This is a genomic window from Knoellia terrae (genome assembly GCF_048606435.1).
In the GTDB taxonomy this organism is placed as follows: Bacteria; Actinomycetota; Actinomycetes; order Actinomycetales; family Dermatophilaceae; genus Knoellia; species Knoellia terrae.
Genome location: NZ_JBMBWH010000012.1, coordinates 60,309 through 73,329 on the forward strand (window position 1 = coordinate 60,309; position 13,021 = coordinate 73,329).

Below are 13,021 nucleotides of genomic sequence, written 5' to 3' on the forward strand. Positions count from 1 at the left end.
GGCGACCTCCTCAGACCGGGAGCTTGATGGTCTCGTTGCCGTGCTCGTCGAAGCTGCTCAACGGTGGCGCGATCTCCTCGAGGGACTTGCCCTCGGCGTCGACGCCCCACACCGCCGCGACGGCGGCGCCGATGAGCATGATCCCGGAGGCGATGAGGTAGCCCCAGAACATCGGGGTCCGGTCCTCGCCCTCGCCGATGAGCCAGCCGTAGAAGACCGGGCCGATGGCGCCGAAGATCTGCGCCGTGGCGAAGAAGTACGAGATCGCCTGGCCACGCGCCTCGAGCGGGAAGATCTCCGACACGGTCAGGTAGCCCGCGGAGGCACCGGCCGAGGCGAAGAAGAACGCCACGCACCAGAACGCCGTGTGCGTCGTCGCGGTCAGGGCGTCGGCCTGGAAGAAAAAGGCCGAGACGGCCAGCACGATCGCCGCGAAGGCGTAGCACCCACCGATCATCTTGCGCCGGCCGACCGTGTCGAAGAACGGGCCGAGGAGGAGCGGGCCGAGCAGGTTGCCGAGGGCGAACGGGAAGAAGTAGATCGCCGCGCCCGAGGCGTCCAGGTCGTAGAAGTTCTGCAGCACCAGGGAGTACGTGAAGAAGATGGCGTTGTAGAGGAAGCTCTGCGTGATCATCAGCGTCGCGCCGAGCACCGTCCGCTTGGGATAGAGCGTGAAGAACACGTAGGCCAGCTGCCGGGGGGTCAGACCCTCACGCGGCTTGAGCCACACGCCGTCCTTCTCCTCGTCGAGCTTCGGGAGCGTCTTGCCGGCGGCCTGCACCTCCTGCTCCACCCGGGAGACGATCCGCTCGGCCTCCTCGTGGTGTCCGTGCGTGACCATCCAACGCGGGCTCTCGGGGATGTGGCGGCGCAGGTAGATGATCGCCAGACCGAGGATGGGACCGATGAGGAAGGCGATGCGCCACCCGATGTTCTCGTCGAACCGCTCGGTGTCGAGCAGGAAGAGGCTGGCGAAGGCACCGATGCCGGCACCGAACCAGTAGGTGCCGTTGATGGCCAGGTCGACCCGGCCACGGAAGCGACCGGGCATGAGCTCGTCGATCGCCGAGTTCACCGCGGAGTACTCGCCACCGATGCCCATGCCGGCGACGAAGCGCAGCACGAGGAAGACCCACATGTTCGGTGAGAACGCGGCCAGCCCGGAGGCCACGAGGTAGAGGACGAGCGTCAGGGTGAAGAGCTTCTTGCGGCCCAGGGTGTCGGTCATTCGCCCGAACAGCAGCGCGCCGACGACCTCACCGAGGAGGTACACCGAGCCCGCGAGGCCGATGTCGGCGGCGCTCATGTCGAGGGACTTCTCGAACCCACCCGCGGCGACGATCTGGATCTCGAGGCCGTCGAGGACCCAGGCGGTGCCGAGCCCGAAGATCACCATCCAGTGGAAGCGGCCCCACGGCATGTCGTGCATGCGGGCCGGAATCAGACTTCTGACCGGTTTCTCTGCCTTCTGGGTTGCTGCCTCTGCCGTGGACATGCGACCTCCCCGTGTGACGTGACGGGCCGACCCTCCGTCGACCGGATGTCACGCTACGACGCACGGCCCTGACCTGCAGGTTCTGGAGCCAAGGCAATCTTTCCGTCGGGCGGCGTCAGTCGCGCAGCGGGTGGGCCAGCTCGTCCGCCGGCAGCCGCGCCCACAGGATCGCGACCACCGCGAGAACCGTCGGGACGAGACCGGCGATGAGGAAGGTCGGTCGCAGGCCGATGACGTCCGACACCGGACCGGCGACCGCCATCGAGACCGGCATGAGGCTGATCGAGACGAAGAAGTCCAGGCTCGACACCCGTCCCATGAGGGGCGGCGGGACGCGACGCTGCAGGAGCGTCCCCCAGATCACCGTCGGCGCCGAGAAGCAGGCGCCGAGGACGAAGGCACCGCCGACGACGACCCAGAGCTGGCCGGCATACCCGATGACGGCGAGCGGCACGGTGCCGACGCCCCACATGAGGTTCATCCACGTGAGGTAGCGGCGCGGCATGCGCAGCGAGGCCATGACGAGGGAGCCGGCGGCCCCGCCGAGACCGAACGCCGCGAGCACCCACGCGTGCTCGCGAGGGCCTCCGCCGAGGCGGTCCTTGATGAGGAAGGGCAGCAGCACCTCGAGCGGGCCGATGACGACGAGCACCATGAGGCTCGCGAAGAGCAGCGTCGCGAGCAGCCACGGGGTCCGCACCATGTAGCCGAACCCCTCCCGCATGTCGGTCGCCGCCGAGCGGATCGGGTGGAGGGCGTGGTGGTCGTCGAGCTGGCGGCGCAACGGGGTCTCCGGCACCGCGACCAGGGCGAGCAGCCCGAGCAGCACCGACCCGGCGGCGAGGCTCACCGCGAAGCCCGGGCTGGCTGCGGCGACCGCCGCACCGGCCACGGCCGGCCCGATGGCCTGACCGATCGTCGGGCGCACGACACCCTCGAAGCCGTTGACCGCCATGAGGTCACGCTCGTCGACCAGCGCCGGCAGCCACGCGGTGTAGGCGGGGTAGTAGAACGCCAGCGCGGACCCGTTGACGAACCCGATGACGGCCAGCATCCACAGCGCGGTCACCCCGCTGAGCGACAACGTCGCCGCCGTCGCCATGCAGGCCAGCTCGATCCCGGCGACCGTGAGGAGGATCCGCTTCTGCGGGATGCGGTCGGCCGCGACACCGGCGAGCAGCGCCGGGAGGATGACGCCGAGCGCCGTCGAGGTCGCGACGACGCTGAGCTGCGAGGCCCCTCCCCCGATGCGCACGACCTCCCACACGAGGGCTACTGCCCAGAGGCCGCTCGCGAACGTCGTGAAGACCAGCGCGATCGCGAGCCGCCGGTACGCCGCGCCACGGAAGGGTGTCAGGGCGCGCGGCAGCTGCCGTTCGGTCAGGTCGGTCACCCGACCAGCGTCCCCCCGGGACCGACACGGCGCCACCGGTTTCTGGCGTCCGGCGCCGCTTCCATTCGTCGAGATCGGGCGACACGCGGGTCCGAGGCCGGGGGCCTCGGCGTGTCACCCGATCTCGACGGGCGGAGCAACGGGGTCGAGCACGCAGCCTCAGACGCCGATGCGCTCCCACGGGCCCCAGATCGCGAACGACATGCCGCGCGAGGCCTGGATGTTGACGAAGAGCGTCGAGCCGTCCGGGCTGAACGTCGACCCGGCGAACTCGTCGCCGAAGCGCGGGGCGCCCGTGGGTGAGCCGCCGACGGTGAGCCGGTTGAGGGCGATGTCCCACAGCTGGCCACCACGGCTCAGGCCGCGCAGGTAGTTGTCGCCGGTGCTGTCCTCGCAGACGACGAGGGTGCCCCGCTCGCTCACGGTGATGTTGTCGGGCAGGTCGAACGTCTCCTTGCCCGGCGACTGGTAGACGAGGCGCAGCTTCTCGGACCGCGGGTCGTAGGCCCACACCTGGCCGAAGCCGTTGCCGTAGCCGTTGATCAGCTCGTCCCCGGTCTCGGCCGGGCCGCCACCCTGGGTGGAGGTGAAGTAGACGACGCCGTTGTCGTAGACCTGACCCTCGAGTCGGGAGAACCCGGCCGCTCCCCTGTCCCGGCCCTGCTTGCCGACGTACTGCAGCGCCGTGTCGTTGGGCGTCGGCGCCGCTTGGCCGGGGGTGTAGGGGAACTCGGGGTCCGGGTCGTCGATGTCGACCCACTCGACGGAGTAGACGGCACCCTTGGGCTGGTGGGCCTCGAGGTGGGCGTTGGGACGGCCCTTGACGGCGAGCATCTGGAGCGTGCCCTCGTTGTCGAGGCTCCCGGACTCCATCGGGTTGGTCCCGGGCGTGTAGCGGTAGAAGCCCGAGGGGAACGCGAAGTTGTCCTCGGTGAGGTAGAGGCGACCCTCGCGCGGGTCGAAGGAGACCGCCTCGTGCGGGAAGCGGCCCGCCCGCGTGATCGGCTCGCCGTTCGAGCGCCCGTCGACCGGGACCTCGAAGATATAGCCGTGCGGCTTGGTGAGCGGGACGTTCGAGGTGCCCGTGAAGTCGGGTCCGACGTCGGGTCCGTTGACGGTCTCCTCGCAGGTGACCCAGGCGCCCCAGGGCATCTGGCCACCGGAGCAGTTCATCATCGTGCCGTTGAGCGCGGTGTAGGAGTGGGCGACCTGGCCCTCCTCGCTCACGTCGACGTGGGTGCAGCCGCCGCCGGCGCGGGGGTCGTACGTGTGGTCGCCGAGGGGACCGAACTGCGCGGCCACCGGGTTGTTGACCTCGTGGTTGCGGATGAGGGTGACGGTGCCGCCGGGTCCCTCGAACGCGCCCATGCCGTCGTGGCGACCCGGAAGGACGGTGCCGTCGTCGAGGGTCACCGGTGTCTCGGTGTCGTGGAAGGACCGGTAGGAGAAGCCCTCCGGCAGGTGCAGCCGCACCTTGCCGTCGCGCTGGTCCGCGATGGGGCGCAGCGCGCGGAAGGCCGGCGCGCCCAGTGCTCCGGCCGGTCCGGCCACGAGCCCCTGGAAGGGTCCGCCGAGGGCGGCCGTGCCAGCGGCGACGGCGGCACCCTTGAGGACGGTGCGTCTTTCAACTGCCATGTCTGTTCGACTCCTTTGTCGTGGGGGGTCGGTCCAACGTATGCGGCCGCACCGACCGTCGACAATGGTTCCGTGACTGCTTCCGCGACCGTCCTCGTCCTGGCCGGCGGTTCGTCACGCCGGTTCGGCTCCGACAAGCTCGCCGCCGACCTGGGTGGCAGGTCGGTGCTCGACCACTGCCTGGCCGGTATGCCGCCCGCCTGGCCGCTCGTGGTCGTCGGCCCCTCGCGTGCCGTCCCCGTCCCTGCGAGGTTCGTCCGGGAGTCGCCGGCGGGCGGCGGACCGCTCGCCGGGGTCGCGGCCGGGCTGGCCGTCGTGGACACCGACGTCGTCTGTCTCGCCCCCGGGGACACGCCGAGGGCAGGTGAGGTGCTGCCCCTGCTCGTGGCCGCGCTGTCAGCCGACTCGACCGTTTCGGCGGCGGTGCTCAACGACGGCGAGGGACGGGCCAACCCGCTGCTCGCCGCCTACCGCACCCACGCGCTGAGGGACGCGATGCCCGCGGATCCCTCGGGTCGGGCCGCACGCACCCTGCTCGCGCTTCCCCACCGGCTGGTGAAGGCGTCCTTCGCGGTGCGCGACATCGACACCCGGGACGACCTCACCGTCGCCCGTCGTACGTTGGGGCCATGAAGGCGATCACCATCCCGACGCCGGGCGGCCCCGAGGCCCTCGTGCTCAGCGACGTCGAGACCCCGGAGCCGGGGCCCGGCGAGGTGCGCATCCGCGTGGCGGCCGCCGGCGTGAACCGGGCCGACGTCATGCAGCGGATGGGCCACTACAACCCGCCGCCGGGGATGACCGAGATCCCGGGGCTCGAGGTGTCCGGTGTCGTCGACGCGGTCGGCGTCGACGTGGGCGAGTGGGTCGTCGGCGACGAGGTCTGCGCGCTGCTCGTCGGCGGCGGCTACGCCGAGCAGGTCGTCGTGCCGGCGGGCCAGGTGCTTCCCGTCCCTGCCGGCATCGGCCTCGTCGAGGCGGCCGCCCTGCCCGAGGTCGCCTGCACCGTCTGGTCCAACGTCTTCCTCACCGCCAACCTCCAGCCCGGTGAGACCTTCCTCGTGCACGGCGGGTCGTCGGGCATCGGCACCATGGCGATCCAGCTGGCGCGCGAGGTGGGGGCCCGGGTCGCGGTGACCGCCGGATCGCAGGAGAAGCTCGACGCCTGTCGCGAGCTGGGCGCCGAGGTGCTCGTCAACTACCGCGAGCAGGATTTCGTGGAGGAGATTCGCACCGCGACCGACGGCCACGGCGCCGACGTCATCCTCGACAACATGGGTGCCAAGTACCTTCCCCGCAACGTCGACACCCTCGCCACCGCCGGACGCCTCGTCATCATCGGGCTGCAGGGAGGCGTCAAGGGCGAGCTCGACATCAACATGCTCCTGCGCAAGCGCGGCGCCGTCATCGCCACCTCGCTGCGCGCCCGGCCGCTCGCCGAGAAGGCGACCATCGTCGCCGCGGTCCGTGAGCACGTGTGGCCCCTCGTCGCCGACGGCCGCGTCCGGCCGGTCATCTCCTCGCGCCACCCCCTCTCCGACGCGAGCGCGGCACACGCCGAGATGGAGGCCAGCGGGCACATCGGCAAGATCCTGCTGCTGCCCCGCTGACCGACGCACGACGCGGACGGAAGTCCGCTTGCCAGACGGCCGAATACTCGGTATACATGTCCAGCACGAGCACGGCATACCGGGTATGTCTCCGGATCAGGGGCTGGCGGACACCCCGGTGTGCCGGTTCGGCACCGCACACGGGACGCAGGGGTTCCCGTGTCGAACCAAGGAGATCCCATGTCGGTCAAGCAGGGGCTGATGGCCCTCCTCGCGGAAGGGCCCATGTACGGGGCACAGCTGCGGGCGGAGTTCGAGCAGCGCACCGGCGGCACCTGGCCGCTCAACGTCGGGCAGGTGTACACGACCCTCGCGCGGCTGGAACGTGACGGCCTCGTCGAGGCCACCGGCGAGGCCGACGCCGAGGGCCGGATCTCCTACCGCCTCACCGACGCGGGGGTGACCGAGGTCGGGACCTGGTGGAGCACACCGGTCGACCGTGACAGCACACCCCGTGACGAGCTGACCATCAAGCTCGCGCTGGCGGTGACCGTGCCCGGAGTCGACGTGCAGGCCGTCGCGCAGACGCAGCGGACCGCGACACTCAAGCACCTGCACGACCTCACCCGGCTCAAGCAGGACGTCATGCGGCGCCAGCGCGACGTCGACCCGGGCGCGCACGGGGAGGAGGGGGTCAACCACGACCTCGCCTGGCTGCTCGTCCTCGAGAACCTCATCTTCACGGCCGAGGCCGAGGTGCGCTGGCTCGACCACGTCGAGACCCGGCTCCACCGGGAGTCGCTGCGCCCTTTTCGCCGTTCGGGCGGCGCGGGCTCCGGGGAGGCCGCCGCGACGGCGGCTCAGGACACGACATCCCGGCGTGAGCAGCAGACGGAGGCGCGGCGATGACCACTCCCAGCCTGCTGCTCGACGACGTCACGCGGGTGCACGGCACCGGTGACACGGCCGTTCGTGCCCTCGACGGCGTCATGCTCGAGGTGATGCCCGGCGAGCTCGTCGCCGTCATGGGGCCGAGCGGGTCCGGCAAGTCCACGCTGCTCAACCTCGCCGGAGGCCTCGACCGCGCCACGGGCGGACGGGTCGTCATCGAGGGCGAGGACCTCACGACGATGAGCGCCAAGGGCATCGCCCAGCTGCGCCGTCGTCGGGTCGGCTTCGTCTTCCAGGACTACAACCTCATCCCCAGCCTCACGGCGGCCGAGAACGTCGCCCTGCCGCTGGAGCTCGACGGTGAGCGGGTGAGCCAGGCCCGGCGCCATGCCCGGCAGGCGCTCGACCTCATGGGGTTGCGTGAGCTCTCCGACCGCTTCCCCGACCAGATGTCCGGCGGCCAGCAGCAGCGCGTGGCCATCGCCCGCGCTCTGGTCGGCACGCGCCGCCTGGTCCTCGCCGACGAGCCGACCGGCGCCCTCGACAGCCACACCGGCGAGGACGTCCTGCGGGTCCTGCGCGAGCGCTGCGACGCCGGGGTCGCAGGGCTGCTCGTCACCCACGAGGCCAGGCACGCCGCCTGGGCCGACCGCGTCGTGTTCCTGCGTGACGGCGTCGTCGTCGACTCCACCGGGCGTGCGAGCTCCGCCGAGGACCTGCTCGACTCCACCGGCGCGCGCCGATGACGACCCTGGCCCGTCAGGGGGCTTCCACGGGGTCGCAGCACTCCGACACCCCCGACCACTCGACCGCCGGCTCGGGATGGCGCCGGTTCAGCGGCAGCTGGGGGGTGGCCCTGCGGATGGCCCGCCGCGACGTGCGCCGCCACCGTGGCCGCAGCGCGCTCATCGTCGTCATGGTGGCGCTGCCCACGACGCTCCTGGTGCTCGCCCTGACCGGCGCCGCGACGAGCCAGATCGAGGGTCCCGAGCAGATCCCCTACCGGATGGGCAACGGCGTCGCGGCCCTGGACTACCCGCAGCCACAGGCGGCCGAGCAGTCCTTCGACGCCTCCGCGGGGATCAGCTCGACCGGCGCCGCCCGGGCGATCCCGGGCTGGGTCGAGGGCGGGTCCCCGTTCGACAACGCACCGGCGGTCAGCTCCCTGACGGGTGCCACCGCCGTGGCCTACGCAGAGGAGTCGGTCACGACGCGCCGCAACGAGCGACGGCTGACCCTGCAGTCGCTGGCGCTCGACGCCAGAGAAGGCCTCACGGGGAAGGTGAGCCTGACGTCCGGCCGGCTGCCCGAGCGCTTCGGCGAGATCCTCGTCTCCGACACCGGCCAACGGCGCGGTCTTCCGACCAGCGGCGCCCTGGACCTTCGCGCGGGGGACGTCGACCACGAGGTGACCGTCGTGGGCACCGTCACGGTGCTGTCACAGCACGGCGGCATGTTCACCGACGTCGTCACTCCGCTGCCGTTCCTGCCGGGCCAGCCGAGCGGGGGCTGGATCCTGCTCGACGACGAGCCCGTCTCCTGGGCGGACGTCCTCGACCTCAACCGCTACGGCTTCCTCGTGTGGTCCGCAGACGTGCTGCGCAACCCGCCACCCATCACCGAGCTGTCGGCCGACCAGCAGATGATGATGGAGTTCAACCGTGGCCGGATGGGGACGTTCGTCGCCATCGGGGGGGCGCTGCTCCTCGTCATCACCACCCTGCTCGTCGGTCCGGCGTTCGCCGTCAGCGCGGCACGCCAACGGCGCACCCTGGCCCTTGCCGCGAGCAACGGGGCGACGACCGCACAGCTCCGGCACACGGTCCTGGCCCAGGCACTCGTCCTCGGGGTCATCGCGGCGCTCGCGGGGGCGGTCCTCGGAGTGGCGGTCGCCTGGGGCCTCACCCGCCAGAGTCACACCGCCGACGTCCTCGGGATCACCGGGCCGTTCGACGTCCCCGTCGGGCCCGTCGCCGCCGTGACCACGGCGGCGATGCTGAGCGCCGTCATCGCCGCGCTCCTGCCGGCCCGACGGCTGGGACGCCTCGACATCGTCGGTGTCATGAAGGGGCAGAGCGTCTCACCCCGTCCCAGCCGGGTCGTCTTCACCCTCGGTGCGGTCCTTGCGGGGATCGGCGGCTTCTCGGTGATCTCGTTGGCGTCGACCCAGGCCGCGACCAGCACTGACGGTGGAGAGGTGGCGACCGTGGCAGCCACCCTGGCGCTGGTCGTCGGAGCAGTCATGCTCTCGCCCCTCATCCTGGTCGGCCTCGCGCGCCTCAGCTCACACCTGCCTGTCCCGCTCCGCATGGCGACCCGTGACGCGGGGCGCCAGCGAGCACGCAGCGTGCCGGCCATCGCGGCGATCATGGCCGGCGTGGCCGTCCTCACGATGACCCTCATCGCGAGCGGGAGCGACGAGGAGCAGCGCGGCCGCGAGTACATCGCCCAGAACCTCGCCGGTGAGGCCATCGTCTCCAGCAGCGGCGCCATCATGGGCGCCGAAGAGGTCGCCCGCGTGACCGCCGGCTTTCGGGCGGTCCGACCGGGTCTGGTGGTCTCTGAGGTGGGTGACCTGGACAAGGGGGACGCGTGGATGTACTCGGCGAACCCGGTGATCCCGACCGAGCCCTATGACGTCCGTGTCGTCAACGTCGTGCCGCCCGGCTGCCTGCCGGAGCACACGGTCAACGACACGAGCTTCGATCCCACGCTCGAGCGGTCCTCGTCGCCGTGCCAGGTCCTGGGCACCCAGGGGATGGGCAACGCCCAGATGAGGTTCACGACTCCGGACGAGATCCGGCGGCGACTCACGAGCATCGGCCACGGAGCCGACGTCGACAGGGTGCTCGGGGGCGCCGTCGTCATCGGCCGCGCCCCCGACGCACCGAGCGTCGTCCGAGACGGTGCGGTCACCGTCATGACCGCGACCCAGATGGTCGACCCGACGGAGACGGGCATGGTCGACCCGACGCACGGGCTCGACGACGTTCGAACGACCGAGATCCCGGCGGTCGAGGTGGCGTTCGACCGTGCCACCGTCGGCGCGCTGCTGGGATCGGGGCTCCTCGCCACCATCGACACCGCCACCCGCAACGGGTGGTCCGTGAGGACGACCCACCTGACCGTGCATGATCCCGCCGGACCCATCTCGCAGGACCTGTCCGACCGGCTCGGCTTCGGCGCCGACGACGACACCCACCTCTACACCGAGCGTGGCTTCGTCTCCGACTACGCCACGATCATCGCCGTCCTGCTCGGCATCTTCACCCTGCTGCTCCTCGTGATCACGCTGACGTCGACAGCACTCACCCTCACGGAGCAGGAGAACGACCAGGCGACACTGGCGGCCCTGGGTTCGGGTCGAGGGACTCGGCGCGTCATGGCCGGGGCGCAGGCCTTCACGCTGTGCTTCATCGGGGCCGCCCTCGGGGTTGCCGTCGGGATCGTCCCCGGCGTCGCCCTCGCGCATCCGCTCACCGCGCAGTCGTTCGACCCGCTCACCGGAGCCTCCATCACCGGCGACCCTGTCCTCGTCTTCCCCTGGCTGGTCCTGCTCGGGTTCGCCGTCGCGGTACCGGTGATCGCAGCGGGGCTCGCCGCGGCCGGCATACGGAAGGCTCCGGACGCCACGCGACGCACGGCCTGACTGACAGACTGCCCGTATGCCGATCCCCCACGACCCCGCCGCGCGTCACCGTGCGATCGCCGGCACCTTCGCCGACCGCACGGCCGGGGTGACCGACTGGGACGTCCCCGCCCCGGTGGAGGGCTGGACGGCGCGCGACGTGGTGCGCCACCTCGTCGAGTGGTTCCCGGCGTTCCTGCGGTCCGGGGCGGGGATCGAGCTCCCGAGCGGTCCGTCGGTGGACGACGACCCGGTCGCGGCGTGGGAGGCGCGCACCCGTGGCGTGCAGGCGGTCCTCGACGACCCGGCCACGCAGACGGCGATGCTCGAGAACCGGCACATCGGGACGATCCCGCTGCCCGGTGCGATCGACCGGTTCTACACCTCCGACGTCTTCATGCACACGTGGGACCTCGCGCGGGCGACCGGCCAGCCGGACCGGCTCGACGCGGAGTTCGCGGGCCAGCTGTTCAGCGGCATGCAGGAGCACGACGAGATGCTGCGGGCCTCCGGCCAGTACGGCCCCCGGGTCGACGTGCCCGAGAGCGCCGACATCACCGACAGGCTCATGGGCTTCGTCGGTCGCGACCCGTCCTGGACCCCGCCCGCCTGACCCGGGAGGGCCCGGCTGGGGCAGGATGAGAAACATGAACGACCAGCCGCAGAGGACGCAGGACGAGCAGACCGACGACTCGCGCGAGGTGCACGGGACCGCGACCGTCGACGACGACCGCGTGGTCATCGTGACGCCGGGCGGGATGGGCGTCGCCGACCGCACGGAGGACGGCACGCAGAGCCAGAACCCGGCCGACCTCGTCGAGCAGCCGGCCAAGGTCATGCGGATCGGCTCGATGATCAAGCAGCTCCTCGAGGAGGTGCGGAACGCCCCGCTCGACGACAAGGGTCGCGTCCGCCTCGCCGACGTCCACGAGCGCTCCATCGCCGAGCTCAAGGACGGCCTGGCACCGGAGCTCGTGGAGGAGCTCGAGCGGATCGCCCTGCCGTTCAGCGACGACGCGCCCTCCGACGCCGAGCTCCGGGTCGCGCACGCCCAGCTCGTCGGGTGGCTCGAGGGTCTCTTCCACGGCATCCAGACCGCCCTCGTCGCCCAGCAGATGGCCGCGCAGGCGCAGCTGCAGCAGATGCGGGCGCTGCCGCCCGGTCACACGCCCGCGCCCGGGGGTCAGCCACCGATGGGCATGCCGAACATGCCCGGTGGCCGGCCGGCCCAGCCGGGCGACAGCGGTCCGGGCGAGGGCACCGGCCAGTACCTCTGACGTCGCTCGCCGAGCGCGGCAGCGCGACCTGCGGCAGGGTGCCCCCATGCGCACCCTGTCGAAGACCCTCACCGTCCCCCTGTATGCCGTCGCGCTCGTTGCGCTGACCGTCCCGGTCGCCGCGGCCGCCCCGCGGCCTGCACCCGCCGACCTGGAGTGGTCGGTGCAGACCGTCGACGCCGACCAGAGCTTCCGCGGCCTCGACGCCGTCGACCGCGACACCGCCTGGGTGACCGGCGCCAGCCTCAGCGGCGGCCCGGCGAAGGTCTACCGGACCGGTGATGCGGGCGCGACGTGGCAGGACGTGAGTCCACCCGGCAGAACCGGCCTGAACTTCCGCGACGTCGAGGCGGAGGACGACCGCACGGCGTCGGTCCTGGCGATCGGCGAGGGTGAGGCGTCGCGGATCTACCGCACGACCGACGGTGGGGCGACGTGGACCGAGACGTTCCGCAACACCGAGCCGACCGCGTTCTACAACTGCATGGACTTCTACCCGGGCGGCAAGCAGGGCCTCGCCGTGAGCGACCCGGTGGACGGGAGGTTCCGGGTCCTGGCCACCGCGGACGGCGGCCGGTCCTGGCAGGTGCTGCCCGACGCGGGGATGCCCGACTCCACGGGTGAGGCCAACTTCTCGGCGAGCGGGGACTGCCTCACCGTCTCGGGGCGCGACGCGTGGTTCGGCTCCGGCGGGGCGAGGTCCCGGATCTTCCACTCCACCGACCGCGGCCTCACCTGGACCGCCACCGACTCCGGGATCCCGGCGGGTGAGGCGGCCGGCGTCTTCGGTCTCGCCTTCGCCAACCCGAACCAGGGGGTTGCCGTCGGCGGCGACTTCGCGGCGCCGGCGAACGGGGTCGACGCAACGTCGACCACCCGCGACGGGGACTCGTGGAGCAGCGCCGGTGACCTCACCCACCTCGGTGAGGACGCGGCATACCTGCGTCGGAGCACCGTCGTCGTGGGCGAGTCCGGAGCGGTGGGCGGCAGCAGCGTGTCGACCGACGGCGGCCGGACCTGGACCCGCTTCAGCGACGTCGGCTTCCACACGCTCGACTGCACGAGGGACGGCTCCTGCTGGGCCGCGGGCGGTCGGGGCCGCGTCGGCACCCTCTGAAACCTCGCCTCGTGTGCCTGAGCGCGAGTCAGGGC

The 13,021-nt window shown here is 71.7% G+C and carries 11 protein-coding genes; 8 read left to right on the top strand and 3 right to left on the bottom strand.

Annotation, left to right across the window (positions count from 1 at the left end; genetic code table 11):
- Nucleotides 1–10: 10 nt before the first annotated feature.
- The 3 genes from ACOJV9_RS15190 to ACOJV9_RS15200 form a co-directional block, all read right to left on the bottom strand.
- Nucleotides 11–1,429 (bottom strand): MFS transporter, encoded by a 1,419-nt coding sequence (locus tag ACOJV9_RS15190; protein WP_420186065.1) that lies wholly within the window; start codon nt 1,427–1,429, stop codon nt 11–13.
- 181 nt (nt 1,430–1,610) lie between these two features.
- Nucleotides 1,611–2,888 carry an MFS transporter gene (locus ACOJV9_RS15195; RefSeq protein WP_420186066.1) on the bottom strand — a complete coding sequence of 426 codons (1,278 nt, stop codon included), beginning with the start codon at nt 2,886–2,888 and terminating at the stop codon, nt 1,611–1,613.
- Nucleotides 2,889–3,047: 159 nt separating this feature from the next.
- Nucleotides 3,048–4,523, bottom strand: a complete 1,476-nt coding sequence (locus ACOJV9_RS15200; RefSeq protein WP_420186067.1) for an alkaline phosphatase PhoX — start codon at nt 4,521–4,523, stop codon at nt 3,048–3,050.
- 72 nt (nt 4,524–4,595) lie between these two features.
- Between ACOJV9_RS15200 and mobA the strand changes: the two genes are divergently transcribed.
- The 8 genes from mobA to ACOJV9_RS15240 all read left to right on the top strand — a co-directional run bounded on the left by mobA (nt 4,596) and on the right by ACOJV9_RS15240 (nt 12,986).
- The gene (gene mobA / locus ACOJV9_RS15205) at nt 4,596–5,156 is read left to right on the top strand and encodes a molybdenum cofactor guanylyltransferase (protein WP_420186068.1); all 561 of its coding nucleotides are present in this window, start codon (nt 4,596–4,598) and stop codon (nt 5,154–5,156) included.
- On the top strand, nt 5,153–6,133 hold the full coding sequence (locus ACOJV9_RS15210; protein WP_420186069.1) for an NAD(P)H-quinone oxidoreductase: 981 nt from the start codon (nt 5,153–5,155) through the stop codon (nt 6,131–6,133). The genes mobA and ACOJV9_RS15210 overlap by 4 nt, the downstream gene beginning before the upstream one ends.
- A 180-nt stretch (nt 6,134–6,313) precedes the next feature.
- Nucleotides 6,314–6,982 (top strand): PadR family transcriptional regulator, encoded by a 669-nt coding sequence (locus tag ACOJV9_RS15215; protein ID WP_420186070.1) that lies wholly within the window; start codon nt 6,314–6,316, stop codon nt 6,980–6,982.
- Nucleotides 6,979–7,710: an ABC transporter ATP-binding protein gene (locus ACOJV9_RS15220; RefSeq protein ID WP_420186071.1), complete on the top strand. Its 732-nt coding sequence runs from the start codon at nt 6,979–6,981 to the stop codon at nt 7,708–7,710. The genes ACOJV9_RS15215 and ACOJV9_RS15220 overlap by 4 nt, the downstream gene beginning before the upstream one ends.
- Nucleotides 7,707–10,613 carry an FtsX-like permease family protein gene (locus tag ACOJV9_RS15225; protein WP_420186072.1) on the top strand — a complete coding sequence of 969 codons (2,907 nt, stop codon included), beginning with the start codon at nt 7,707–7,709 and terminating at the stop codon, nt 10,611–10,613. The genes ACOJV9_RS15220 and ACOJV9_RS15225 overlap by 4 nt, the downstream gene beginning before the upstream one ends.
- Before the next feature lie 16 nt (nt 10,614–10,629).
- Nucleotides 10,630–11,205: a TIGR03086 family metal-binding protein gene (locus ACOJV9_RS15230; RefSeq protein WP_420186074.1), complete on the top strand. Its 576-nt coding sequence runs from the start codon at nt 10,630–10,632 to the stop codon at nt 11,203–11,205.
- Between the two features lie 25 nt (nt 11,206–11,230).
- Nucleotides 11,231–11,869: a bacterial proteasome activator family protein gene (locus ACOJV9_RS15235; protein WP_420186075.1), complete on the top strand. Its 639-nt coding sequence runs from the start codon at nt 11,231–11,233 to the stop codon at nt 11,867–11,869.
- Between the two features lie 46 nt (nt 11,870–11,915).
- On the top strand, nt 11,916–12,986 hold the full coding sequence (locus tag ACOJV9_RS15240) for a WD40/YVTN/BNR-like repeat-containing protein (protein WP_420186076.1): 1,071 nt from the start codon (nt 11,916–11,918) through the stop codon (nt 12,984–12,986).
- Nucleotides 12,987–13,021: the final 35 nt, after the last annotated feature.